This is a genomic window from Kitasatospora sp. NPDC050463, from assembly GCF_040655255.1.
Taxonomy (GTDB): domain Bacteria; phylum Actinomycetota; class Actinomycetes; order Streptomycetales; family Streptomycetaceae; genus Kitasatospora.
In genome coordinates, this window is record NZ_JBFAJO010000012.1 from 126,691 (window position 1) to 149,541 (window position 22,851).

General features: G+C 73.4%; 21 protein-coding genes. 15 read left to right on the top strand and 6 right to left on the bottom strand.

The window, feature by feature from the left end:
• Positions 1-4: 4 nt before the first annotated feature.
• The 4 genes from AB0J08_RS10565 (at position 5) to AB0J08_RS10580 (ending at position 5,367) form a co-directional block, all read left to right on the top strand.
• On the top strand, positions 5-2,761 hold the full coding sequence (locus AB0J08_RS10565) for a GNAT family N-acetyltransferase (protein WP_360630230.1): 2,757 nt from the start codon (positions 5-7) through the stop codon (positions 2,759-2,761).
• A 94-nt stretch (positions 2,762-2,855) separates the two neighbouring features.
• Positions 2,856-3,455, top strand: a complete 600-nt coding sequence (locus tag AB0J08_RS10570) for a DUF5998 family protein (RefSeq protein WP_329489885.1) — start codon at positions 2,856-2,858, stop codon at positions 3,453-3,455.
• A gap of 37 nt (positions 3,456-3,492) precedes the next feature.
• Positions 3,493-4,677 carry a nucleotide pyrophosphatase/phosphodiesterase family protein gene (locus tag AB0J08_RS10575; RefSeq protein WP_360630167.1) on the top strand — a complete coding sequence of 395 codons (1,185 nt, stop codon included), beginning with the start codon at positions 3,493-3,495 and terminating at the stop codon, positions 4,675-4,677.
• A gap of 33 nt (positions 4,678-4,710) precedes the next feature.
• On the top strand, positions 4,711-5,367 hold the full coding sequence (locus tag AB0J08_RS10580; RefSeq protein WP_360630170.1) for a thymidine kinase: 657 nt from the start codon (positions 4,711-4,713) through the stop codon (positions 5,365-5,367).
• Positions 5,368-5,373: 6 nt separating this feature from the next.
• Here the strand turns inward: AB0J08_RS10580 and AB0J08_RS10585 are convergent, their stop codons facing one another.
• Complete coding sequence (locus AB0J08_RS10585) at positions 5,374-6,129, bottom strand: VOC family protein (RefSeq protein ID WP_360630173.1); 756 nt, start codon at positions 6,127-6,129, stop codon at positions 5,374-5,376.
• Positions 6,130-6,284: 155 nt separating this feature from the next.
• Between AB0J08_RS10585 and AB0J08_RS10590 the strand changes: the two genes are divergently transcribed.
• Positions 6,285-7,145 (top strand): sulfurtransferase, encoded by an 861-nt coding sequence (locus tag AB0J08_RS10590; RefSeq protein ID WP_360630176.1) that lies wholly within the window; start codon positions 6,285-6,287, stop codon positions 7,143-7,145.
• A 118-nt stretch (positions 7,146-7,263) separates the two neighbouring features.
• Here the strand turns inward: AB0J08_RS10590 and sepH are convergent, their stop codons facing one another.
• A complete protein-coding gene (gene sepH / locus AB0J08_RS10595) occupies positions 7,264-8,343 on the bottom strand; it encodes a septation protein SepH (RefSeq protein WP_360630179.1) in 1,080 nt (359 codons plus the stop codon).
• Positions 8,344-8,860: 517 nt separating this feature from the next.
• Here sepH and AB0J08_RS10600 point away from each other — a divergent pair.
• On the top strand, positions 8,861-9,760 hold the full coding sequence (locus AB0J08_RS10600; RefSeq protein WP_360630182.1) for a hypothetical protein: 900 nt from the start codon (positions 8,861-8,863) through the stop codon (positions 9,758-9,760).
• Positions 9,761-9,829: 69 nt separating this feature from the next.
• Here AB0J08_RS10600 and AB0J08_RS10605 read toward each other — a convergent pair whose 3' ends face one another.
• Both AB0J08_RS10605 and AB0J08_RS10610 read right to left on the bottom strand, forming a co-directional pair.
• The gene (locus AB0J08_RS10605; protein ID WP_360630185.1) at positions 9,830-11,152 is read right to left on the bottom strand and encodes a D-arabinono-1,4-lactone oxidase; all 1,323 of its coding nucleotides are present in this window, start codon (positions 11,150-11,152) and stop codon (positions 9,830-9,832) included.
• Between the two features lie 118 nt (positions 11,153-11,270).
• Entirely contained in the window at positions 11,271-12,527 is a 1,257-nt protein-coding gene (locus AB0J08_RS10610) for an MFS transporter (protein WP_360630188.1), read from the bottom strand.
• Between the two features lie 127 nt (positions 12,528-12,654).
• Between AB0J08_RS10610 and AB0J08_RS10615 the strand changes: the two genes are divergently transcribed.
• Complete coding sequence (locus AB0J08_RS10615; protein ID WP_360630191.1) at positions 12,655-13,797, top strand: ferrochelatase; 1,143 nt, start codon at positions 12,655-12,657, stop codon at positions 13,795-13,797.
• Positions 13,798-13,889: 92 nt separating this feature from the next.
• The gene (locus tag AB0J08_RS10620) at positions 13,890-14,678 is read left to right on the top strand and encodes an inositol monophosphatase family protein (protein WP_360630233.1); all 789 of its coding nucleotides are present in this window, start codon (positions 13,890-13,892) and stop codon (positions 14,676-14,678) included.
• 234 nt (positions 14,679-14,912) lie between these two features.
• Here AB0J08_RS10620 and AB0J08_RS10625 read toward each other — a convergent pair whose 3' ends face one another.
• Entirely contained in the window at positions 14,913-15,098 is a 186-nt protein-coding gene (locus AB0J08_RS10625; RefSeq protein WP_030301315.1) for a hypothetical protein, read from the bottom strand.
• A gap of 469 nt (positions 15,099-15,567) precedes the next feature.
• Between AB0J08_RS10625 and AB0J08_RS10630 the strand changes: the two genes are divergently transcribed.
• The 4 genes from AB0J08_RS10630 (at position 15,568) to AB0J08_RS10645 (ending at position 19,670) form a co-directional block, all read left to right on the top strand.
• Complete coding sequence (locus tag AB0J08_RS10630) at positions 15,568-16,221, top strand: response regulator transcription factor (RefSeq protein ID WP_209415376.1); 654 nt, start codon at positions 15,568-15,570, stop codon at positions 16,219-16,221.
• A gap of 94 nt (positions 16,222-16,315) precedes the next feature.
• Positions 16,316-17,629, top strand: a complete 1,314-nt coding sequence (locus AB0J08_RS10635) for a HAMP domain-containing sensor histidine kinase (protein WP_360630194.1) — start codon at positions 16,316-16,318, stop codon at positions 17,627-17,629.
• A gap of 255 nt (positions 17,630-17,884) precedes the next feature.
• Complete coding sequence (locus AB0J08_RS10640) at positions 17,885-18,868, top strand: acyl-ACP desaturase (RefSeq protein ID WP_360630197.1); 984 nt, start codon at positions 17,885-17,887, stop codon at positions 18,866-18,868.
• A gap of 502 nt (positions 18,869-19,370) precedes the next feature.
• On the top strand, positions 19,371-19,670 hold the full coding sequence (locus AB0J08_RS10645) for a DUF4193 domain-containing protein (RefSeq protein WP_280668631.1): 300 nt from the start codon (positions 19,371-19,373) through the stop codon (positions 19,668-19,670).
• A 411-nt stretch (positions 19,671-20,081) separates the two neighbouring features.
• Here AB0J08_RS10645 and AB0J08_RS10650 read toward each other — a convergent pair whose 3' ends face one another.
• Positions 20,082-20,531, bottom strand: a complete 450-nt coding sequence (locus AB0J08_RS10650) for a DUF3093 domain-containing protein (protein WP_360630200.1) — start codon at positions 20,529-20,531, stop codon at positions 20,082-20,084.
• Positions 20,532-20,666: 135 nt separating this feature from the next.
• On the opposite strand from AB0J08_RS10650, the gene AB0J08_RS10655 reads away from it, so the two are divergent.
• From AB0J08_RS10655 to AB0J08_RS10665, 3 genes are all read left to right on the top strand, one after another.
• Entirely contained in the window at positions 20,667-21,245 is a 579-nt protein-coding gene (locus tag AB0J08_RS10655) for a PaaI family thioesterase (protein ID WP_360630236.1), read from the top strand.
• Positions 21,242-21,709 (top strand): dUTP diphosphatase, encoded by a 468-nt coding sequence (dut, locus tag AB0J08_RS10660; protein ID WP_360630203.1) that lies wholly within the window; start codon positions 21,242-21,244, stop codon positions 21,707-21,709. Before AB0J08_RS10655 ends, dut begins: the two co-directional genes overlap by 4 nt.
• 69 nt (positions 21,710-21,778) lie before the next feature.
• Positions 21,779-22,585, top strand: coding sequence for a DUF3710 domain-containing protein (locus AB0J08_RS10665; RefSeq protein ID WP_360630206.1), 807 nt, complete (start codon positions 21,779-21,781; stop codon positions 22,583-22,585).
• Positions 22,586-22,851 lie beyond the last annotated feature (266 nt).

Here is a 22,851-nt window from a genome sequence, read left to right on the forward strand (position 1 = left end):
CGACATCCTGCTGCGTGACGGCGGCACGGCCCGGATCCGGCCGATCACCCCCGCCGACGCCGGCCGGCTGGTCGAGTTCTACGAGCAGGTGTCGGACCAGTCCAAGTACTTCCGCTTCTTCGCGCCCTATCCGCGGCTCTCCGACAAGGACGTCCACCGCTTCACCCATCACGACTTCGTGAACCGGGTCGGCCTTGCCGTGGTGATCCGCGACCACTTCATCGCCACCGTCCGCTACGACCGGATCGACGCCGACGGCCGCCCCAGCGAGACCGGCACCGACGCCGAGGTGGCGTTCCTGGTGCAGGACGCCCACCAGGGCCGAGGGGTCGCCTCCGCCCTGCTGGAGCACATCGCCGCGGTCGCCCAGGAGCGCGGCATCCGCCGCTTCCAGGCCGAGGTGCTGCCGGAGAACCGCAAGATGGTGAAGGTCTTCACCGACGCCGGCTACACCCAGCACCGCAGTTTCGCGGACGGCGTGGTCCACCTGGAGTTCGACCTGGAGCCGACCGCCGCCTCGCTCGCCGTGATGCGGGCGCGTGAGCACCGGGCCGAGGCGCGCTCCGTCCAGCGGCTGCTCACCCCGCGCTCGGTCGCCGTGGTCGGGGTCTCCCGCCACCCGCAGACCGTCGGCCGGGCGATCCTGCGCGACCTGCTCGGCGGGCTGCCGCGCGGTGACGACCGCCGCGTCTACGCGGTGAACCGCAACGCTCCGCCCGGTACCGAACTGGACGGGGTCCCGGTGCACCGCTCGGTCCTGGAGATCCCCGGCCCGGTGGACCTCGCCGTGATCGCCGTACCGGCGGCCGCCGTCCCCGCCGCCGTCGCCGACTGCGGCGCGCACGGTGTGCAGGGCCTGGTGGTGGTCACCGCCGGGTACGCCGAGACCGGTCCGGAGGGCCGCGACCGCCAACGGGCACTGGTCCGCCAGGCCCGGGCGGCCGGGATGCGGGTGATCGGCCCGAACGCCTTCGGTCTGATCAACACCGACCCCGATCTCCCGCTCAACGCCTCACTCGCACCCGTCCTGCCGCGGCGCGGCGGCTTCGGCATCTTCTGCCAGTCCGGCGCGATCGGCGTCGCCCTGCTGGAGGCCGCCCACCGGCGGGGCCTCGGCGTCTCCTCCTTCGCCTCGGTCGGCAACCGCTCCGACGTCTCGGGCAACGACTTCCTGCAGTACTGGGCGGAGGACCCGGCCACCGACGTGGTGCTGCTCTACCTGGAGTCCTTCGGCAACCCCCGCAAGTTCACCCGGATCGCCCGCCGGCTCGCCGCCGCCAAGCCGATCGTGGTGGTCAAGGGCGCCCGCCACACCGGCAGCCTGCCGCCCGGCCACGCCGTCCCGGTCACCGCCAGCGGGCTGCGCGACGCCACCGTGGACGCCCTCTTCCAGCAGGCCGGCGTCACCCGGGTGGAGACCATCACCGAGCTGTACGACACCGGGGAGCTGCTCGCCCTCCAGCCGCTGCCGCCCGGCGACCGGGTCGCCGTGGTCGGCAACTCCGACTCGCTCGGACTGCTCACCCACGACGCCTGCCTCAGTGCCGGCCTGCGCCCCCGCACCCCCGTCGACCTCACCACCGCCGCCACCGGCGAGAACTTCCGGATCGCGCTGGACGTGGCGCTCGGCGACCCGGCCGTGGACGCGGTGATCGCCGTCGCCATTCCGCCGATCGGCACATCCGCCCATGCGTTCATGGGTGGCCGGCTGACCGGCCCGGACGACCCGGAGGTGGGCTCCGACGACCCCGAGATCGCCGAAGCCCTGCTCGAAGCGGGCGAGCGCGCACGGGAGTTGGGCAAGCCACTGGTGCTCGCCCACCTGGCGCTGACCGATCTGCCGAGCAGGCTGCGCCCGGGGGGCATCCCCGCCTACCCCGCGCCGGAGCGGGCCGTCCGGGCCCTCGCGCACGCCGTCCACTACGCCGGGTGGCGCCGCCGGACGGCCGCGGCCGAGGAGACGGCCCGCGTCCCGGAGCTGGACCGGATCGACGAGGGCGCCGCCCGCGACCTGGTCGAGGCCGCGCTCAGCACCCGCACGGCTGTCGCCGCCCGCACCCAGCCCGGCGGCGCGCGGATCACGCTGCCGGAGGCCGACACCACCGCGCTGCTCGCCCACTACGGCATCGACGTCTCCCCGACCCTGCCCGCGCCCGACGAGGAGGCCGCCGTCCGCGCCGCGGCGACGCTGGGCTACCCGGTGGCCCTCAAGGCGACCGCCCCGCACCTGCGCCACCGCCCCGACCTCGGCAGCGTCCGCCTCGACCTGACCGGCGAACCGGGCCTGCGCCGGGCCCACCGCGAGCTGGACGTGCTGCTCGGCGGGGCCGCCCAGGCCGAGCTGGTGGTGCAGCGGCTGGCCCCGCGCGGCGTGGACACCGTGATCGGCGCCACCGTCGACCCGGCGGTGGGCGCGATCCTCTCCTTCGGCCTGGCCGGCGCACCGGCCGAACTGCTCGGTGACGTCGCTCACCGGCTCGTCCCCGCCACCGACCAGGATGTCGCCGGACTGATCCGAGAGGTCCGGGCGGCGCCGCTGCTGTTCGGCTGGCGCGGCGCGGAGGCGGTGGACACCGGAGCGCTGGAGGAACTGCTGCTGCGGGTGTCGCGGCTGGTCGACGACCTTCCGGAGGTCGCCTCGGTGGACCTCGAACCCGTGGTCGTCGCCCCGCACGGGCTGGCGATCCTGGGGGCGCGGGTGCGGATCGCGCCCCTGCCCGTCCGCAGCGATCTGGGCCCGCGCGCGATGAGCACGCTGTAACCTTCCTTGGTTGCGCCCTGCCCGGGGGTGCTGTTGTCCGGAAGCTCGGCGCCGCGCCGCCCGCTTCGTCGGCGGACCATGCCAGGATGGAGTTATGGCGAAGACCGGTACCACCACCACTCAGGACCTGCGCTCGGCGATCGAGCGCAGCGGCTACTACCCGGCCCTGGTGTCCGAGGCGGTCGAGTCCGCGGTGGGCCCCGAGCCGATCAGCTCCTACCTGGTGCACCAGGAGACCACCTTCGACGCCAACGAGGTGCGCCGACACGTCACGGTGCTGGTGCTGACCCCGACCCGGTTCGTGGTGAGCCACACCGACGAGCAGTCCGGCGGCGAGGCCGGCCCGGCGGTGCCCTACGCGACCACGTCCACCGAGAGTGTCCGGCTCGACCGGATCGGCTCGGTCGTGGTGAGCCGGATGGTCGCCAACCCGGAGACCTACACCCCCGGCACGCTGCCGCGCGAGGTCGTGCTGACCATCGGCTGGGGTGCCGTGCAGCGCCTGGACCTGGAGCCGGCCGGCTGCTCGGACCCGAACTGCGAGGCCGACCACGGCTACACCGGTTCGGCCACCGCTGACGACCTGTCACTTCGGGTCAGTGAGGCGGGCGACGGTCCGGAGACGGTCGCCCAGGCGCTGGTGTTCGCCCGCGCGTTGTCCGACGCCACGATCAGCAACGGCCCGCGGGTCTAGCGGACGCACCGGAAGCCAGGAAGTCAGCCTCTCAGCCATGTCCTTCGCACCCCACGGCCACGACGCCTTCGAGATCCTCGACCCCGCCACCGCCCCGGCACCCCCGTATGGCGGTGGCTCGCTCTGCGACCTGCTGCCCTCGGTGGCGGCCGGTCTCGGCGTCCCCGGGTTCACCGCCACGCTGCCGATCGAACCGGCCGACCGGGTGGTGGTGTTCCTGGTCGACGGCCTCGGCTGGGAGCTGCTGCTGCGCCACCCCGAGTACGCGCCGTTCCTCTCCTCGCTGGTCGGCAGCTCGCTCGGCGGCACCGGTCGCCCGCTGACCGCCGGCTTCCCGTCCACCACCGCGACCTCGCTGGCCTCGGTGGGCACCGGGACCCCGCCGGGCCTGCACGGCCTGGTCGGCTACACGGTGGCGGTGCCGGGCGCCGGCCACCTGATGAACCAGCTGCGCTGGCAGCCGCCGGTCGACCCGGGCACCTGGCAGCCCTACCCGACGGTGTTCGAGCAGACCCACGCCGCCGGGGTGGCGACCGCCCAGGTCTCCTCGCCGCTGTTCGCGCAGACCCCGCTGACCAGGGTGGCGCTGTCGGGGGGCTCCTTCCTCGGCCGCACCACCGGCGAGGAGCGGATGGACCGGGCGGCCCGCTGGCTGGCCGAGCACGACCGGGCCCTCGTCTACACCTACGTGAGCGAGCTGGACGGCGCGGGGCACCGGTTCGGAGTGGACTCCGACGACTGGCGGATGACGCTGGACGCGGTGGACCGTCTCGCCCGGCGCCTGGCCGAGCAGCTGCCGCCGCGCTCGGCGATGTACGTCACCGCCGACCACGGCATGATCGACATCGCCCCGGAGGACCGGATCGACTTCGACGAGGACTGGGAGCTGGGCGCCGGTGTCGCCCTGCTCGGCGGCGAGGGCCGGGCGCGGCACGTGTACGCGGTGCCCGGTGCCGCCGCCGACGTGTACACGGTCTGGAGCGAGGTGCTCGGTGACCGGATGTGGGTGGCCACCCGGGACGAGGCGATCGCCGCCGGCTGGTTCGGCCCCTCGGTGGACGAGCGGGTCCACCTGCGGATCGGCGACGTGGTCGCCGCCGCCCGGGACGACATCGCCGTGGTCGCCTCCCGCAACGAGCCCGGCGAGTCCGCGATGATCGGGCTGCACGGCTCGATGACCCCGGTCGAGCAGTTCGTGCCCCTGCTCGAAGTCCGCGCGTGAACCGCCCCGATGTGAAAGGCCTTTGCACCACCCATGGCTGAACTGGTGTTCTTCTCGGGCACGATGGACTGCGGGAAGTCGACGCTCGCGCTCCAGATGGACCACAACCACGCCGCCCGCGGCCGGCAGGGGATCATCCTCACCCGCAACGACCGGGCCGGTGCGGCCACCGTCTCCAGCCGGCTCGGCCTGCGCACCGAGGCGGTCGAGGTGACGGACGACTTCGACTTCCACGCCCACGTCGTGCACCGGCTCTCGGCCGGCGGCCGGGTGGACTACCTGATCTGTGACGAGGCCCAGTTCTTCGCCGCCGAGCAGGTCGACCAGCTGGCCCGGGTGGTGGACGAACTCGGCATCGACGTCTTCACGTTCGGCATCACCACCGACTTCCGCACCCGGCTGTTCCCCGGCTCCCAGCGGCTGATCGAACTGGCCGACCGGGTCGAGGTGCTGCAGGTCGAGGCCCTCTGCTGGTGCGGCGCGCGGGCCACCCACAACGCCCGCACGGTGGGCGGCGTGATGGTGGTCGAGGGCGCCCAGGTCGTCATCGGCGACATCTCGGTGCGGGAGGACGAGGTGGGCTACGAGGTGCTCTGCCGCCGCCACCACCGCCGTCGGCTGACCGCCGCCACCGCCCGCGTCTCGGTGCTCTCCCCGGACGTGCTGCCCTTCGAGGAGCAGCAGGCCTGACGGCTCCTAACCGAGCCCCGTCTGCAGCACCGAGAAGTGCCCGCCCTGCGGGTCCGCCAGCCGTGCCACCGGGCCGCGCCCGCTCTCGTGCGGCTCCACCAGCACCCGGCCGCCCAACCCGAGCGCCCGACGGACGGTCAGTTCGACGTCCTGGACGGCGAAGTGGACCCGCCAGCGCGGCGGGTGGCCGCGCAGCTCGGCGCCGTGCCGGATGCCCGCCACCGGCCGGCCGTCCACCAGCAGCGCGGACTCGGCGCCGGCGGGTGCCACCGGCCGGCCGAGCACCGCGCCGTAGAACACCGCGGCGCCCGCCTCGTCCGGGGTGAGCAGCTCGGCCCAGGCCGGTCCGCCGGGCTCCGGTCCGGCCTCGCGGCCGAGGTGCTCCTCGCCCTGCCAGAGGCCGAAGACCGCGCCGGAGACGTCGGCCGCGATCGCCAGCCGGCCGGCGCGCTCGGCCTGGAGCGGTCCGACCGCCACCGTTCCGCCGCACTCGCGCACCAGTTGGGTGGTCCGGTCGGCGCTGTCGACCGCGAAGTACGTGGTCCACTGCACCGGGAAGCCGGGCACCGAGGAGACACCGAGGCCGGCGACCGGGGCACCGCCCGACTCGGCCCGGACGTAGGCGCCGAGTTGGGTGGGGCCGGGGGTGTACGTCCAGTCGAGCAGCCCGCCGTAGAACGCGCGGGCGCCGGCCAGGTCGTCGGTCATCAGGCTGACCCAGCACGGCGTGCCCTGGGCCAGCCGGAGTGTCACCGCAGGCATGCGGGCCTCCTCACGGGGCGGTCGGCGCACGGAGCTGCGCACGTGAGGGTGATGGTTCCACCCTGGCGCGCGTCGAACCCTCGGGCCGCGCGGAAAGTCCGGCAAAGACCGCACAAAGAGCGTCGAGTTGGTGGTGCTGCGCGAGAATGACCGGCATGACGACCTCTCACGATGACTCCCCGCTGGTTTCGGTGGCCGGCCTGCGGGAGGCGCTCGCCTCGGAGCGCCCGCCGGTGCTGCTCGATGTGCGCTGGCAGCTCGGCGGCCCGCCGGGGATCGAGGACTACGTGGCCGGCCATCTGCCCGGCGCGGGCTTCGTCGCGCTGGACACCGACCTCGCCGCCCCGGCCGGGCCGCCCGGCCGCGGCGGCCGTCACCCGCTGCCCGACCCGGAGGAGTTCGGCGCCGCGCTGCGTCGTCTCGGGGTCCGCGCCGACCGCCCGGTGGTGGTGTACGACGGTGCGACCTCGCTGGCCGCGGCCCGCGCCTGGTGGCTGCTGCGCTGGGCCGGCCACCCGGACGTCCGGGTGCTGGACGGCGGGTTCGCCGCCTGGCAGGCGGCCGGGTTGCCGGTGACCTCCGAGGTCGAAGTGCCGGAGCCGGGCGACTTCAAGCCGGTACCCGGGCAGTTGCCGACGGTCGACGGGGACGGCGCGGCCGCGCTGGCCCGGACCGGTCTGCTACTGGACGCGCGGGCGGGGGAGCGCTACCGCGGCGAGAGCGAGCCGATCGACCCGCGGGCCGGTCACGTCCCGGGGGCGCTCTCCGCGCCGACCACCGAGAACGTCGGCCCGGACGGGCGGTTCCGGCCGGCCGCCGAACTGGCCGAGCGGTTCCGCGCGCTGGGTGCGGGGGAGCGGGAGACCGCGGTGTACTGCGGCTCGGGGGTGACGGCGGCCCATCAGATCCTCGCCCTGGCGGTGGCCGGGTTGCCGGCCGCGCTGTACCCGGGCTCGTGGAGCGAGTGGTCGAGCGACGGGAGCCGCCCGGTGGCGGTCACCGAGCAGCCGGGCTGAGCCCGGGCCGATCCCGGGCCGATCCCTGGGCGAGAGCGCGAAGGAGGGACGGGCGGCCGACCGGCCTCCCGCCCCTCCTTCGATCGCCGTGGGGCCCCGGGGCCCCACGGCGGGGGGCCTACTCCTGCTTCTTGCGCCGGCTGCCGAAGACGATCTCGTCCCAGCTCGGCACGGTGGCGCGGCGCCCGGGCCGGACACCGTCCGCCTCGGCCTGCCGGTCCGTGGTGCCGACCAGCCGCTCCCGGTGCGGGGCGACCGCGCGCGGCATCAGGATGTCCGCGTACGCCGAGCCCGCGCCGACCGCGGGAGCGGCGGCGGCAGGCTCCTCCGTCTCCTCGGCGACCTCGGCGGGCAGCACCGGCTCGATCGGAGCGGGGGCGCCCACCGCGAGGTCGCCCCGGAAGGCGGGGACGACGTCGAGCAGGCTGGTCAGCGAGTCACGCGACTCGGCGGTGGCCTCACGGGACTCCCGCACCTCGCGGGAGGACATGATGCGGTCGGCCGAGGGCCGGTCGATCATCGGGCGCGGCGGGCGCTCCTGGGGGAGCCGGGCGATCCGCGGGATGAACGGGAAGACCGACTCCTCCTCGCGCTCGACGTTCTCGCCGATCAGCGCGCGGGCCTCGTCGTCGTTCGGCTGGACCAGGCGCCGCGGCGGGTCGTACGTCCAGGACGCGCTGCGGCCCTCGCCGTCGGCCCGGTAGTAGAGGATGACCTCCCAGGTGCCGTCGTCGCGCCGCCAGGAGTCCCAGCGCTCGGTCTCCTTCTCGGCGCCGCGCAGGGCGAGCCGCTCGGCGACCGCCTCGCCCAACTGCGGTCCGGAGGACTCGCCGTGGCGGCGGATCGCGGTCTTGCGGGCCCGCTCGGCCATGAAGGCGCGCTCCGCGAGCACCGGCCCCTCGAAGCGGCGGACCCGGTCCACGGAGATGCCGGCCGCCTGCGCGACCTCCTCGGCGGAGGCACCGGCTCGTATCCGCGCCTGGATGTCCCGGGGGCGGAGGTGGCTCTCGACCTCGATCTCGATCTGGCCGAGGCGCGGACGGTCACCACGGATGGCGGCGCGCAGCCGCTCGTCGATGGGGAGGGTGTACTCCGTGCTGTCGGCGGCCTTGAGCACCAGCCGTGTGCCGTCGTTGCTGACGGCCACAACCCGCAGTTCGGGCACGGTTACCTCCCGGGTGGTGCCTGCCGACGTCACCTGCGTCGCTGCTCCCGTACTGAGTGTGGCCTGCCCGCTCGCGACTGGCCACAACCTTGCTGAGTTCCCCGGCGTGTCGGGCTTACGCCCGGTCACACCGCTGTGGCACGGTTGCCTTTTTGCCACGTCATCCGTCGACGTCGCGCCTGGGTGTCCCGGCCGTCCCTCGCACGCGCAGTGACGCGACGATCCGGGACGGGCGTCGCCGTGCGTGCCTGCACCGTGGCTCTTCGTCAATCTGCCGGTTGATGGGCAGTCGACAAGTCGACCCAAGGCTCAGGCTTTACGAACAGTACTCCATTCGTGGCTTCCAAAGGGGCGGCTCGCCGCTCAAGTCTCCCGCGATTCACGGGAATCTCAAGAGCACGCACCCCCAATGGCCGACCACGGGCCGAAGCACGGTGATCATCTTCACATATATCTCTCGCGCAGAACCGCATTTTCGACCCTTGTGTCCTTCTTTGGGCAAGATGGAGTGACTTGTTCGAAGACCAGTCGTACTGACCGAGGGATGTCGATGCCGGAGCAGAAGCCCGCCGAGGAGGGCGGCAAGGAAGGTCGCAGGCGAATTGATCTGAGTGTGGCTCAGGTCGCGGCGAGTGCGCTGGCCACCGTGGTGGGGGCCCTACTCGCCTCCGAACTCGGTGTCTACGGAACCATTCTGGGCGCGGCGGTGGTCAGTGTCGGGGCGACCACCGGCGGTGCGGTGTTCCAGCACGTCTTCCGGCGCACCGGAGAGCAACTGCGCGAGGCGGTGGACCGCACCGGCCCCGGGCCGGCGGTGAACGGGCTGCGCCAGGTGCCGGATTCCGACACGCGGGCACCGGTGATCTCCGCGGACTGGAACGAGCCGCGGCTGGTCCGGGCGCGTCGGCGCTGGACCTGGAAGTCGTACGCGGCGATGTCCGCGCTGGTCTTCGTGCTGGCGATGACGCCGATACTCGCCTTCGAGCTGGCGACCGGTCAGCCGGTGTCGGCGACGGTGAAGGGGGAGTCGGGCAGCGGCACCTCGCTGGGCGGCACGGTCGCGCCCAAGCCGTCGGACCCGCCGGCGGCCGATCCCTCGGGCCGACCGGCTGGTGGTCCCTCGGGCGGGCCGTCGCACGGTACGAGCAGTGCTTCGCCCTCGCCGTCGGCCGGCGGCGGCGGGGCGGCCTCCGAGCCGGCCGTCCCGGACGGAAGCCCGAGCGCGGGGAGCAGCGGGAAGGCCTCGCCCTCGGCGGGCCCGAGCGGGACGCCGTCGGTGGAGCCGTCCACCGGACCGACCACCGGGCCGACCACGGGACCGACCACGCCGGCCGGGACCGCCTCGAAGCCCGCCGGGTCGGCGACCCCGCAGCCGCCGGCCCCGAGCGGAGCTCCGGCCGGGGCCTCCCCGGCGGTCGCCGCCGCGACCGGGTCGCCGGCCGCCGGCTGACACCCGCCGCCAGGGCACCCGCCGCCAGGGCACCCGCCGTCCACGCCGGCCCGGCGCGGACGGCGGCGGTCAGGCGCCCAGCACCCGCCGCAGGTAGTCGTTGCCGAAGACCCGCTGCGGGTCGACCTCGTCACGCAGCGCGGTGAAGTCGGCGAAGTGCGGGTAGACCTCGGCGAGGTAGCCAGCGTCGCGGGTGTGCAGTTTGCCCCAGTGCGGGCGGCCCCGGTGGGCGGTCATCAGCTTCTCGACCTCGGTGAAGTAGCCCTGCTCGGCCGTGCCCCGGTAGAGGTGGACGGCGATGTATGCGGTGTCCCGGCCGCTCGCGGTGGAGAGCCAGAGCTCGTCGGCGGGGGCGAACCGGACCTCTACCGGGAAGCTGATCCTCCAGTCGGAGCGCTCGATCATGGCCCTGAGCTCGCGCAGCACCTCCGCGAGCGCCGCGCGCGGCACCGCGTACTCCATCTCGATGAAGCGGACCTTGCGCGGGCTGGTGAACACCTTGTGGGCGGTGTCGGTGTAGCTGCGGTCCGACCAGGCGCGGCTGGCCAGCGAGGCGATGGCCGGGACGCTGCGGGGGAAGCGCCGACCGACCCGGCAGGCGCCCTCCCAGACCGTGTTGGAGAGGAAGTCGTCCTCCAGCCAGCCCTTGAACCGGGGCAGCGGGGCGGCCGGCCCCTGGCTGCGGTTGTTGCGCTTGGTGGAGCAGCGGTCGGTGTGCGGGAACCAGTAGAACTCGAAGTGCTCGTTCACCGCGGTGAGGTCGTCGAGCCGGTCGAGCACCTCGTCGAACCGCATCGGCTGCTCGTGGGCGGTGAGCAGGAAGGCCGGCTCGACGGAGAGGGTCACCGCGGTGATCACGCCGAGCGCGCCGAGGCCGAGCCGGGCGCCCGCGAAGAGCCGCGGGTCCTCGGTGGGCGAGCAGTGCCGGACGCTGCCGTCGGCGAGGACGATCTCCAGGGCCCGGATCTGGGCGGCGAGCGATCCCGAGTCCCGGCCGGTGCCGTGGGTGCCGGTGCTGGTCGCGCCGGCCACGGTCTGCACCTCGATGTCGCCCATGTTGGTGAGCGAGAGCCCGGCCGCGGCCAGCAGGCGGTTGAGCCGGGCGAGCGGGAGGCCGGCCTCGACGGTGACCGTCCCAGCCTCGCGGTCGATGGAGCGGACGGCGGTCATCGCGTACGGGCGGACCAGGACGCCGCCCTCGGCCGAGGCGATCGCGGTGAAGGAGTGGCCGGAGCCGACCGCCTTGACGGTGTGCCCCTGCGCCGTGGCCCGGGCGATCTCCTTGGCCAGTTCCTCCGCCGTCCCGGGCGTGACCACCTTGGCGGGGTGGGCGCTCTGGTTGCCGGCCCAGTTGGTCCAGCGGGTACGGGGTGCGGTACTGGCCTGGGGCATGCGGTGCCTCCTGCTCCGTGGCCGAACGTGTCGGCGCGCTCCGGGGCGGTGCGGCCCGCCCCCGGTGTCCCTACCTACCCGCGGGTAGGCCCCGCGAGTAGGGAGGAGAGTAGTCAGTTCACCGTTCGAGGTCTACGGTCCGGGCGGCCGGCTGCGCGGCCTCGGCGGCGGCCAGGCCCGTCCCGAGGCGCCGCAGGCCGACCAGGGCGGTCAGCACGCCGAACACCCCGGCGGTCACCGGCACCCAGTACCCGGCGGCGGCGCCGGAGGCGTCCACCACCCAGCCGCCGGCGGAGGAGCCGAGGGCGACGCCGAGGGCGAGCCCGGTGGTGGTCCAGGTCATGCCCTCGGTGAGCTGGGAGGCCGGCACCAGCCGTTCGACCAGGGCCATCGCGGTGATCAGGGTGGGGGAGATGGCGATGCCGGCGACCAGCAGGGCGGCACCGACCGCGACCAGGCCGCCCACGCCCCGCACCGACTCGGCGACCAGGAGCAGCGGCACCATGCTGAGGGCCATGAACAGGACGCCGCCGAAGAAGCGGGCGGCCATCGAGCCCTTGAGTCGGAGGGTGCCGAACACCACGCCGGCCAGGCAGGAGCCGAGCGCCCAGAGGGCCAGGATCACGCTGGCGATCGACTTGTGGCCCTGCGCCTCGGAGTAGGCGACGGTGACGACCTCGACCGAGCCGAAGATCGCACCGGTGGCGACGAAGGTCAGGATCAGGACCTGGAGGCCGCGGTTGAGGATCACCGAGCTGCCCGCGTGCCGGGCGGCCGGGTGGACGGGGGGCTCGGTGGAGCGCTGCCCGGCGAACAGCACCACGCCCACCGCGAGGAAGAGTCCGGCGAGCAGGACGCCGGCCTCCGGGAAGACGGCGGTGGCCAGGCCGATGGAGAGGATCGGGCCGACGATGAAACAGATCTCGTCGACCACGGCCTCGAAGGAGTACGCGGTGTGCATCCTGGGCGCGTCGTCCCGGTAGAGGTGGGCCCAGCGAGCACGGACCATCGCACCGGTGCTCGGCATCACGCCCATGCCCGCCGCGAAGAGGAACAGCGTCCAGTCCGGTGCCTCCAGGCGGGCGCAGAGCAGCAGCCCGACGGCGGCCAGCACGGTGACCGCGGTGGCCGGCAGGACGATCCGGCGCTGTCCGTGGCGGTCCACCAGCCGGGAGACCTGGGGGCCGAGTACGGCCGCGGACACCGCCAGTGTCGCCGAGACCAGACCCGCCACCCCGTAGGACCCTCTCAGCTGGGAGAGCATGGTCACGATGCCGATACCGGTCATGGAGATCGGCAGCCGGGCGACGAATCCGGTGGTGGAAAAGGCCAGACTGCCGGGGGCGGCGAATATCTGGCGGTAGCTGGACAGCACGGGAGCTCCGCGGGGGTAAGGAACGAGGCTGGACTACACAGCTTACGTACCTTGGCAAACAGTATTTTCCGGACACCGGTGCCGCCCCGCCCCCGCGCTCCGGCCCCTCAATGGCAGGATCGGTCGCATGTCCGACGTGCGCAATACGTCCCCCTCCGGGGCCGCCCCCTATGACGCCCTGCTCCTGCTCTCCTTCGGCGGGCCCGAGGCCCCCGAGGACGTCGTCCCCTTCCTGGAGAACGTCACCAGGGGGCGCGGCATCCCGAAGGAGCGGCTCAAGGAGGTGGGCAAGCACTACTTCATGTTCGGCGGCGTGAGCCCGATCAACGAGCAGAACCGCGAGTTGCTGGCCGCGCTCCGCAAGGACTTCGCCGACCACGGGCTGGACCTCCCGGTCTACTGGGGCAACCGCAACTGGGCGCCCTACCTGACCGACGCCCTGCGCGAGCTCGCCGCCGACGGGCACCGCCGCGTCGCCGTCCTGGCCACCAGCGCGTACGCCGGCTACTCCGGCTGCCGGCAGTACCGGGAGAACCTCGCCGACGCGCTGGCCCGGCTGGCCGAGGAGGGGCTGCCGGAGCTGCGGGTCGACAAGCTCCGGCACTTCTACAACCACCCCGGCTTCGTCGAGCCGATGATCGACGCCACGCTGGCCGCGCTGGCGCGGCTGCCCGAGGGCGTGCGGACCGGCGCCCGGCTGGCGTTCACCACCCACTCCGTCCCGGACGCCATGGCGCAGACCTCGGGCGACCCGTCCGATCCGGCCCGCGGCCGGCCCGGCGGCGCGTACGTCGCCCAGCACCTGGACGTCGCCCGGCTGATCGCCACCGCCGTCGCCGAGCGGACCGGCGTCGCCGACCGGCCGTGGGAGCTGGTCTTCCAGAGCCGCAGCGGCGCCCCGCAGACCCCGTGGCTGGAACCCGACATCTGCGACCACCTGGAGGCGGAGCACGCGGACGGCGCGCCCGCCGTCGTGATGGTCCCGATCGGCTTCGTCTCCGACCACATGGAGGTCAAGTACGACCTGGACACCGAGGCGGTGGCCAAGGCCGCCGAACTCGGTCTGCCCGTCGCCCGCGCGGCCACCGTCGGCGCCGATCCCCGGTTCGCCGCCGCCGTGCGGGACCTGGTCCTGGAGCGGGCCGCTGCCGAGCGGGGCGCGCCGGTGACCCGCTGCACCCTCGGCGCGCTCGGCCCCAGCCACGACGTGTGCGCGGTGGCCTGCTGCCCGAACCCGCGCGCCCCCCGCCCGGCCGCCGCCGAGCGCTGACCCCGCCCCGAGGAGATCCCGTGCTCAGCCCCGGACCGTTCGACGACCCCCGCGACCCCCGTGCCGCCCTTCCCGGCGCTCCGCCCGACGCCCTGCTCGACGAACTGCTCGACGTCGCCCTGGACGCCGCCCGCCGGGCCGGCGCCCTGCTGCGCGACGATCGGCCCGCCGACCTGGGCGTGGCGGGCACCAAGAGCAGCCCGGTCGACGTGGTCACCGAGATGGACCTCGCCTCCGAGAAGCTCGTCCTGGAACTGATCGGCACCCGCCGCCCGGACGACGGCTACCTCGGCGAGGAGGGGGCCGAGCGACCCGGCACCAGCGGCGTCCGGTGGGTCGTCGACCCGCTGGACGGCACGGTCAACTACCTCTACGGCCTGCCCTCCTGGGCCGTCAGCGTGGCCGCCGAGCTGGACGGCCGGGCGGTTGTCGGCGTGGTGTACGCCCCGGCGCGCGGTGAGCTCTTCCACGCGGTGCTGGGGCGCGGCGCCCGGCTCGACGGCCGGCCCGTGACGGCCCGCCCGGCCCCGCCGTGGGGGCAGGCGCTGATCGCCACCGGGTTCAACTACGTGGGGTCGGTGCGGGTCCGGCAGGCCGAGGTGCTGCTGGCGCTGATGCCGGAGGTCCGTGACGTCCGTCGGGGCGGGGCCGCCGCCGTGGACCTCTGCGACGTCGCGGCCGGACGCCTGGACGGCTACTACGAGCGCGGACTGGCCCCCTGGGACCGGGCGGCCGGCTGCCTGATCGCGGCCGAGGCCGGCGCCCTGCTCGGCGGCCGCCCCGGTCGGGGGCCGGACGGCGAGTTGACCGTCGCGGCCGCGCCCGGGGTCTACGAGCCGCTCCAGGAGCGGCTGGCACGACTGCGCGCCTGGGCCGACTGACCCACTCGCCCACCCACCGGCGGGCCGACCGGTCTGCCGGGACGCACCAGGGGGCCGGGTTCCACGACGGGAACCCGGCCCCCTGGTGTCCGCCGCCCGGTGCCCGGGCAGCGAAGAGCCCTGGCATACGGGGAATGCCAGGGCCTGAGGCTTCGCACGGCCCCCGAAGAGCCGCTGGTGCCGGAGTCCGGCGTCGGGTCGGGCAGGTCGGGCGGATCAAGCAGGTCGGGCGGATCAGGCGGCGGTGCGGTGGCGCTCCAGAACCGTGTCGACGCCGTGTTCGGCGGCGAGCCGGCGGAGGTCGTCCAGCTCGGACTGCTCCACCTCGGCGAGGAACTCGTCCCCGGCCTCGATCGCGCGGTGCAGGTCCTGCTCGGCGTTGGCTATGCGCTGCAGGATTCCGGCGGTGAAGGCGTCCATACGGGCCCCCTTACTGTGTCGGACGTGCACGTTCGTGCGTCCCCCGCCCCAGGGTCGTGGTAGCCAGCGGAAGCGTCCGATCCGGCAGGTCGTGATCTCCGGTCGGGCGCGGAGACGGCCCTCGGCCGCTCCCGGTGACGCCCCAGCCCCAGGGCCGGCGCGGATGATGAACGCACGGCGGGTGGGTGCGATCGGCCGTCAGCCAGATCGCGGGTGTGAACCTGTCCTCCCCAGCCCCCGGGCGCGGAAACCTCTCCGGGTGAGAAAGTTGCCTGTGTCACAGTCCAAGCGGAGTGTTCCCGACACGAATCGCGGGGGAGGCCGTCGCCGGCGCCGGCGGCCGGGGGCCCGCGCGGTCCTGCCTCCAGGGCAGCTTATCGCTGCTTTACCGCATGACCAGGCAGGATGGGAGGCACCGTCGGAGCCGTGCGTCCGCTTCCGGGGCCGGCCTGGAGAAGGGACAACGACCGTGCGGGTTCTCGTCGTCGAGGACGAGCAGCTGCTCGCCGAGGCCGTCGCTACCGGCCTGCGCCGCGAGGCGATGGCCGTCGACGTGGTGTACGACGGGGAGGCCGCGCTCCAGCGCATCGCGGTCAACGACTACGACGTGGTCGTTCTCGACCGCGACCTGCCACTGGTCCACGGGGACGACGTCTGTCGCAGCGTGGTCGAGCAGGGCCTGGCCACCCGGGTGATCATGCTGACCGCCTCCGGCGACATCAGCGACCGGGTCGAGGGCCTGGAGATCGGTGCGGACGACTACCTCCCCAAGCCGTTCGCTTTCAGCGAACTCGTCGCCCGTGTAAGGGCATTGGGCCGCCGGGCGACCGTCCCGCTGCCGCCGGTGCTGGAGCGCGCCGGCATCTCGGTCGACCCCGGCCGCCGCGAGGTGATCCGCGACGGGCGGCCCGTACAGCTCGCTCCCAAGGAGTTCGCCGTCCTGGAGGTGCTGATGCGGGCCGGCGGCGCCGTGGTCTCCGCCGAGCAGCTCCTGGAGAAGGCCTGGGACGAGCACACCGACCCGTTCACCAACGTCGTGCGCGTCACCGTGATGACGCTGCGCCGCAAGCTCGGCGACCCGCCGGTGATCGTCACCGTGCCGGGTTCCGGCTACCGGATCTGACCCCGGGTCCGGCCGGAGCCACGCGACCCCGCGCAGCTCCGGCGGACCCCGCCCACCACGCGCCCGCCCCGGCGGACGCCCCGAGAGGACGATCATGACCACCCCGCCCCCGGCCGGCGGGCCCTCCGGCGCGCCCGTCGGCGGCCCGCGCGCCGTGCCGCCCAAGTCCGTACCGCCGAAGCCCGTGGACCCGCCGCGCGCGCCCCGGCTGCACCACGCGTCGCACGACACCTACGTGCCCGGCGACGGGATGCTCGCCTGGCTGCCGTTCCGCCCGACCATCCGGATCCGCCTGACCCTGCTCTACGGCGGGATGTTCCTGATGGCCGGCGTCGTCCTGCTGCTGCTGATGTACTTCTTCGTCCGGCAGGCCCTGCACGACGTCCAGCCGCCGCCCTTCCTGTTCGGCAAGGACATCACCGTCAACGGCGTGCCGATGACCAGCGAGCAGTTCAACCAGTACCTCGCCAACCGGCACGACATCGCCTCCAACTCGGCCCTCAACACGCTGCTGCGCAAGGCCCTCACGGTGCTGGTCTGCCTCGCCGTGATCGCCTTCGCCGCCGGTTACGCGATGGCCGGCCGGGTGCTGCGCCCGCTCGGGCGGATCACCCGCACCGCCCGCGAGGTGGCCTCCTCCGACCTGCACCGGCGGATCGAGCTGGACGGGCCGGACGACGAGCTCAAGGAGCTCGCCGACACCTTCGACGACATGCTCGACCGGCTGGACCGATCCTTCGACTCCCAGCGCCGCTTCGTCGCCAACGCCTCGCACGAGCTGCGCACCCCGCTGGCGATCAACCGGACCCTGTTGGAGGTCCAGCTCTCCGACCCCGGCGCCTCGCCCGACCTCCAGCAGCTCGGCAAGACCCTGCTGGCCACCAACGAGCGCAGCGAGCAGCTGGTGGAGGGCCTGCTGCTGCTCGCCCGCAGCGACAACGAACTCACCGACCGCCGCCCGGTGGAACTCTCCGAGGTCGCCACCCGGGCCCTGGTGCAGACCCGCGCCGAGGCCGACCGGCGCGAGGTCGACCTGCGCGCGACCCTGAACCCGGCCGTGGTCGCCGGCAACGGCGTGCTGCTGGAGCGGATCGCGCTCAACCTGCTGCAGAACGCCGTGCGCTACAACACCGCCGGCGGCTGGGTCGAGATCAGCACCGCCGAGGTGCCCGGCGGCGGCGAGCTGGTGGTGTCCAACACCGGCCCGGTGGTGCCCGGCTACGAGCTGGAGCACATCTTCGAACCGTTCCGCCGGGTCAAGGGCGCCGACCGCACCCGCAGCGACAAGGGCGTCGGGCTGGGCCTGTCCATCGTCCGCTCGGTGGTCCGGGCGCACGGAGGCACCATCGAGGCCACCCCGCGCTCCGGTGGCGGCCTCACCATGCGGGTCCGGATCCCGGGGGCCTGAACGCTCCCCCAGGCCCCTCACGCCCCCGCTGCGCCGCTCGTACCGGCCGCGCTCCGTGCGCTGACCAATCCCGCCGCCCCCGCCAGGCCCGTCAAGACGACATAAGGCCTGGCCGGGGCGGCTTGTCATTTCCGGCCCGAGCAACTTACGGTGTCGTAAGTTACGCAACCGTAAGTGCGTCCCGACTTCGGTGTCCCCGACGTGCCCGCCCAACGCGCCCGTCCCGCGCGTGCCCGTCCCCCTGGAGCAAGACTCGTGACCATCGCCCCCGTGCAGCGCACCGCCTCGCTCGGTTCGAGCGCCTGGACCGACGCGCGGCTGATCATGGCCCTCGAAGAGGTGGTGGAGACCGAGCTCAACCGCCACCTGAAGGTCGCCAAGGACTGGATGCCGCACGAGTTCGTCCCGTGGGGCCAGGGCCGCGACTTCGACGGCGTGCTGGGCGGCGAGGCCTGGTCGGTGGAACAGTCCCAGGTGACCCCGCTCGGCCGGGTGTCGCTGGTGGTCAACCTGTTGACCGAGGACAACCTCCCCAGCTACCACCACGAGATCGCGACCATGTTCGGCCGCGAGGGTGCCTGGGGCACCTGGGTGCACCGCTGGACGGCGGAGGAGGGCCGGCACGGCATAGCCATCCGCGACTACCTGCTCGCCACCCGGGCCGTCGACCCGAACGAGCTGGAGCGGGCTCGGATGAGCCACATGTCGGAAGGCTTCGAGTCCGACAACTCGCACAGCATGCTGCACTCGGTCGCCTACGTGGCCTTCCAGGAGCTGGCCACCCGGATCTCGCACCGCAACACCGGCCACTACGCCGGCGACCCGCTCTGCGACCAGCTGCTCGCGAAGATCGCCAACGACGAGAACCTGCACATGGTCTTCTACCGGAACCTGCTGAAGGCCGCCCTGGAGATCGCCCCCGACCAGGCCATGCGCGCCATCGCCGACGTGGTCACCGACTTCCGGATGCCCGGCCACGGCATCCCCGGCTTCGAGCGGGCCGCCGCGCAGATCGCCATCGGCGGCGTCTACAACCTGCGCATCCACCACGACGACGTGCTGCAGCCGGTGCTGCGCCACCTCAAGGTCATGGAGGTCGGCGGCCTGGGCCCGGAGGGACTGCGGGCCCAGGACGAGCTCGGCGCCTTCCTCGGCGGGCTGGACGCGCAGGCGACCAAGTTCGACGAGCGGCAGGCCGCGCTGCTGGCCCGCCGGGCCGCGCGGAAGGCCGCCCAGTAGGAGCCGGACACGAACCGCAGGGCGCGCCGGGCGACGGATCCGGCGGTTCCTGTTGGGTGGATTTTCCGTGGTTTGCCCCGGAAGATTCGGAACGTGAGCAAGGTCACACCGTGTCGCTCCACGGGGCGGGGTGACCCCGGAGCGTGATCATGGTGAACGGCGCCCCGGTTGCAGTCCGTGATGAGGTTCGGGGCCGGAACCGATCGCGCGGATTGACCGAGCCCCCTGGTGGGCAAGGGAACGGTCGAGCAACCGCAAGGCTTCCGATGACTGAGCGTGTCCGTCGAGCGGCCCCGACCGCGGGCCGGTGATGGCCCAGCGTGAGGCCTCCCGCGCCCGACCGGATCACCCCAACGGACCCCTGGCTGAGTGTCGATTGAGTAACAGGGCTTGAAGTAAGGCAAAATCTCCGCCTCGGGTCGGGCACAAGACCGACCCCCCATGCGTTACGTGCGCTGGAGATACCGCACACACCGCACAACCCGGAGGGGGAGAGCGAAACATGGCAACTGACTACGACACCCCACGCAAGACCGATGACGACCTCAACGAGGACAGCATCGAGGAGCTGAAGGCCCGGCGGAACGAGAAGAGCACCAGCTCCGTCGACGTCGACGAGTTCGATGCGGCGGAGGGCCTGGAGCTCCCCGGCGCCGACCTCTCGAACGAGGAGCTGTCGGTCCGGGTGCTGCCGCGCCAGGCCGACGAGTTCACCTGCATGAGCTGCTTCCTGGTCCACCACCGCAGCCAGCTGTACAGCGAGAAGAACGGCAACCCGATCTGCCGGGACTGCGGCGCCTGAGTATCAGGGCGGCCATGGGCCCGGGCTCGCGGAAACCCGCGAGACCGGCACACCGCCCCTTCCGGCCCCGGGCAGCGGGGCCGGACGGCAGTACCGGCAGCCGTCGAGGCGGAGGCACCGGCCGTACTGGGTCGGGTCGTACCGGCGCAGTACCGCGTACCGCGCGGGGTGGCAGCACCTCGTGCGGTACGGAGATATCTGGGACGGTCCCGCACTGCGGAACCGTCCCTCTCCGTTTTCCGCCCCCGAGCCCGGCCGGTCGCCGGGGCCGAGTGCCGTGGCTGGGTGCCGTGGCTGGGTGCCGGTGCCGTCGCGTTCTCCGGCCCGCTCCGGTCGTTCGTCCGGGCCGCCGCTTCGGCGACGGCCCGGTGGGGTGGAGCGGCGGGACGGCCCGGTGGGACGGGCCAGCGGTCAGGCGCGGGCGCCGCGGCGGGCCTCGTCCAGGGCCTTGGCCAGCTTCATCGGCGAGCGGGTCGACAGATAGAGGTAGGGCGTCGGGTCGGCCGGGTCGCTGACCTCGACCCGCAGGGCGGTCGGGACGTAGCTGCGCAGCAGCATGAAGGCGCGCGGGTCGGCCTTCGGGCCGCGCCAGGCCACCGCCTCGGCGGGGCTGAGCGGGTGCGCGGCGCCGAGGGCGTCGACCGGGATCCGGGCCGGGCCGGCCACCAGGGAGCCCTGCACCACGCGGATCCGAGCGGAGCCGTAGCTGCTGATCGCGGCCGCGCCGGCGGCGATGCCGACCAGCAGCCCGACCAGCGCGCCCACCGCGCTGAGTCGCAGCAGGATCATCGCGAGCGTGAGCCCGATCGCGACCGGGAGCAACCACCAGGAGCGCGGCACGGTGAGGCGTTCGTCGTACATGCCCCCATTGTGGTCGCCGTTACGGGCGACCCGGGACGGCGCCCCCGGGCCCAGGCCGCCTACCGGTCGGTAGGGTTGGGCGCCGTGACCGGTTCCGTAGCCCCAGCCTCCCCGTCCGCCCAGCCGGCGCCCGCCCTGCCGCTGACGCCGACCACGCCCCCGCCGGGTGCCGTCCTGCCGCCGCGCGCCCCCCAGGCCCCGGCCCCGGGCACCAGGCTCGGCTCGCACTACGAGCACTGCTTCGGCTGCGGCCCGCAGCACCCCGGAGGCCTGCAGATCGACGCGGTTGCCGGCCAGGGGCTCGACGTCACCGCCGAGTTCACCGTCCGCTCCACCCACCAGGGCGGTCCCGGGCTCGCCCACGGCGGCCTGCTGACCACGGCGATGGACGAGACGCTCGGCACACTGAACTGGCTGCTGCACGCCCCCGCCGTCACGGGCCGGCTGGAGACCGATTTCCTCTGCCCGGTACCGGTCGACTCCGTACTGCACCTGCGCGCCTGGATCACCGGAGTGCAGGGCCGGAAGATCTACAGCGCCGGCGAGGCGCGGATCGGCGGGCCCGACGGCCCGGTCGCCGTCCGTGCCCAGGCACTCTTCATCCAGGTGAAACTGGAACACTTCACCAAGAACGGTCGTCCCGAGGACATCGGGAAGGTCCTCGACGACCCGGATCTGATGAAGCGCGCCCGAGCCTTTGAGGTGAACCCTTGAGCAGCACCCCCCGTCCGCCGGTAGATGTCCTGATCAGGCGAATCGACACCGAGCTGCCGCTACCCGCGTACGCGCAGCCCGGCGACGCGGGCGCCGACCTGCGGACCACCGTCGACGCCGAGTTGGCCCCCGGCGAGCGGGTCGTCCTGCCCACCGGCGTGTCCATCGCGCTGCCGGACGGCTACGCGGCGTTCGTACACCCCCGCTCCGGGCTCGCAGCTCGTTGCGGAGTTGCTCTGGTGAACGCCCCAGGGACGGTCGATGCCGGGTACCGTGGAGAGATCAAGGTGATCGTCGTCAACTTGGACCCGCGCGAAGCCGTCAGCTTCCGCCGAGGGGACCGGATCGCCCAGCTGGTGATCCAGCAGGTCGAGAAGGCCCGCTTCCACGAGGTGGCCGAACTGCCCGGGTCGGCACGAGCCGAGGGCGGGTTCGGGTCGACCGGCGGCCACGCCGCGGTCTAGGCTGCCCGCGGCCTCGCAGGAAGCCGAGCAGGTATTCGCATCGGTCTTGGACCGGGAAGGACAGTGACCGTGTTCCGTCGTCGCCAGAAGAGCGAGGACGCTGTCGAGCAGCTCGCCGACGACGCCATCAGCGCCGACGAGACGGCCGATGACGTCGAAGGTTCCGCCGAGAGCGAGAACGTGACCGAGCTGGACCCGGCGGAGCGGGTCGGCCTGCCGCCGGCTCCGCGTCCGGACGGTCCGTGGGACCACTCCGAGCTGGAGCAGCCGGAGGAAGGCCGGGTCGACCTCGGGGGCCTGCTGGTCCCCGGTGTCGAGGGGATGGAACTTCGCGTCGAGGTGGCCGGGGACGCGATCGTGGCCGCGACGCTGGTCCTCGGCAACAGCGCCATCCAGCTGCAGGCCTTCGCGGCTCCCAAGTCCGAGGGCATCTGGGGCGAGGTTCGCGAGGAGATCGCCAACGGCATCACCTCGCAGGGTGGCCTCATCGAGGAGGAGGAGGGCCCGCTCGGCTGGCACCTCCGGGCTCAGGTCCCCGTGCAGCTGCCGGACGGCACCCAGGGCGTCCAGTTGGTGCGCTTCGTCGGTTGCGACGGGCCGCGCTGGTTCCTGCGCGGTGTGATCTCGGGCCAGGCCGCGGTGCAGCCGGAGATGGCCGGGATCCTGGAGCAGGTCTTCCAGCAGACGGTCGTCGTCCGTGGCGAGAGCCCGATGGCGCCGCGTGACCCGATCGTGCTGAAGCTCCCCGAGGACGCGCAGATGGTGGCCGACGGTGGCGGGGCAGCCGCTGCTGCCGGCGAGGGTGACGGCAATCGCTTCGGCGGCGCCGCGCTCGACCCGTTCGCCCGCGGTCCGGAGATCACCGAGGTCCGCTGAGCAGGCCGACTGCTCTTCGATCGCCCCCGCCCGGATCCCCGGCCGGGGGCGATTTGCATGTGGCGGGCCGGTCCCCGTACAGTTCCGGAGTCGCACCGAGAGGGGCGGCGGAATGCGAATCCGATGAATGAAACTCCGGAAAACGGAGCGGAAAACATCTGATAAGCTTCAAACACGAAAGAACGAAGCGCCCGGAGGGCCCGCTGGAAGGCGGTCCGAAGGAAGTGTCCGTTCCTTGAGAACTCAACAGCGTGCCAAAAGTCAAC

Excerpts from the sequence above, each read along its gene's own strand:
- AB0J08_RS10575 (WP_360630167.1), top strand. The coding sequence starts at position 3,493 with ATGTCCTTCGCACCCCACGGCCACGACGCCTTCGAGATCCTCGACCCC.
- AB0J08_RS10570 (WP_329489885.1), top strand. The coding sequence starts at position 2,856 with ATGGCGAAGACCGGTACCACCACCACTCAGGACCTGCGCTCGGCGATC.
- AB0J08_RS10605 (WP_360630185.1), bottom strand. The coding sequence starts at position 11,152 with ATGCCCCAGGCCAGTACCGCACCCCGTACCCGCTGGACCAACTGGGCC.
- AB0J08_RS10615 (WP_360630191.1), top strand. The coding sequence starts at position 12,655 with ATGTCCGACGTGCGCAATACGTCCCCCTCCGGGGCCGCCCCCTATGAC.
- AB0J08_RS10625 (WP_030301315.1), bottom strand. The coding sequence starts at position 15,098 with ATGGACGCCTTCACCGCCGGAATCCTGCAGCGCATAGCCAACGCCGAG.
- AB0J08_RS10645 (WP_280668631.1), top strand. The coding sequence starts at position 19,371 with ATGGCAACTGACTACGACACCCCACGCAAGACCGATGACGACCTCAAC.
- AB0J08_RS10600 (WP_360630182.1), top strand. The coding sequence starts at position 8,861 with ATGCCGGAGCAGAAGCCCGCCGAGGAGGGCGGCAAGGAAGGTCGCAGG.
- AB0J08_RS10635 (WP_360630194.1), top strand. The coding sequence starts at position 16,316 with ATGACCACCCCGCCCCCGGCCGGCGGGCCCTCCGGCGCGCCCGTCGGC.
- AB0J08_RS10650 (WP_360630200.1), bottom strand. The coding sequence starts at position 20,531 with ATGTACGACGAACGCCTCACCGTGCCGCGCTCCTGGTGGTTGCTCCCG.
- AB0J08_RS10580 (WP_360630170.1), top strand. The coding sequence starts at position 4,711 with ATGGCTGAACTGGTGTTCTTCTCGGGCACGATGGACTGCGGGAAGTCG.
- AB0J08_RS10585 (WP_360630173.1), bottom strand. The coding sequence starts at position 6,129 with ATGCCTGCGGTGACACTCCGGCTGGCCCAGGGCACGCCGTGCTGGGTC.
- AB0J08_RS10590 (WP_360630176.1), top strand. The coding sequence starts at position 6,285 with ATGACGACCTCTCACGATGACTCCCCGCTGGTTTCGGTGGCCGGCCTG.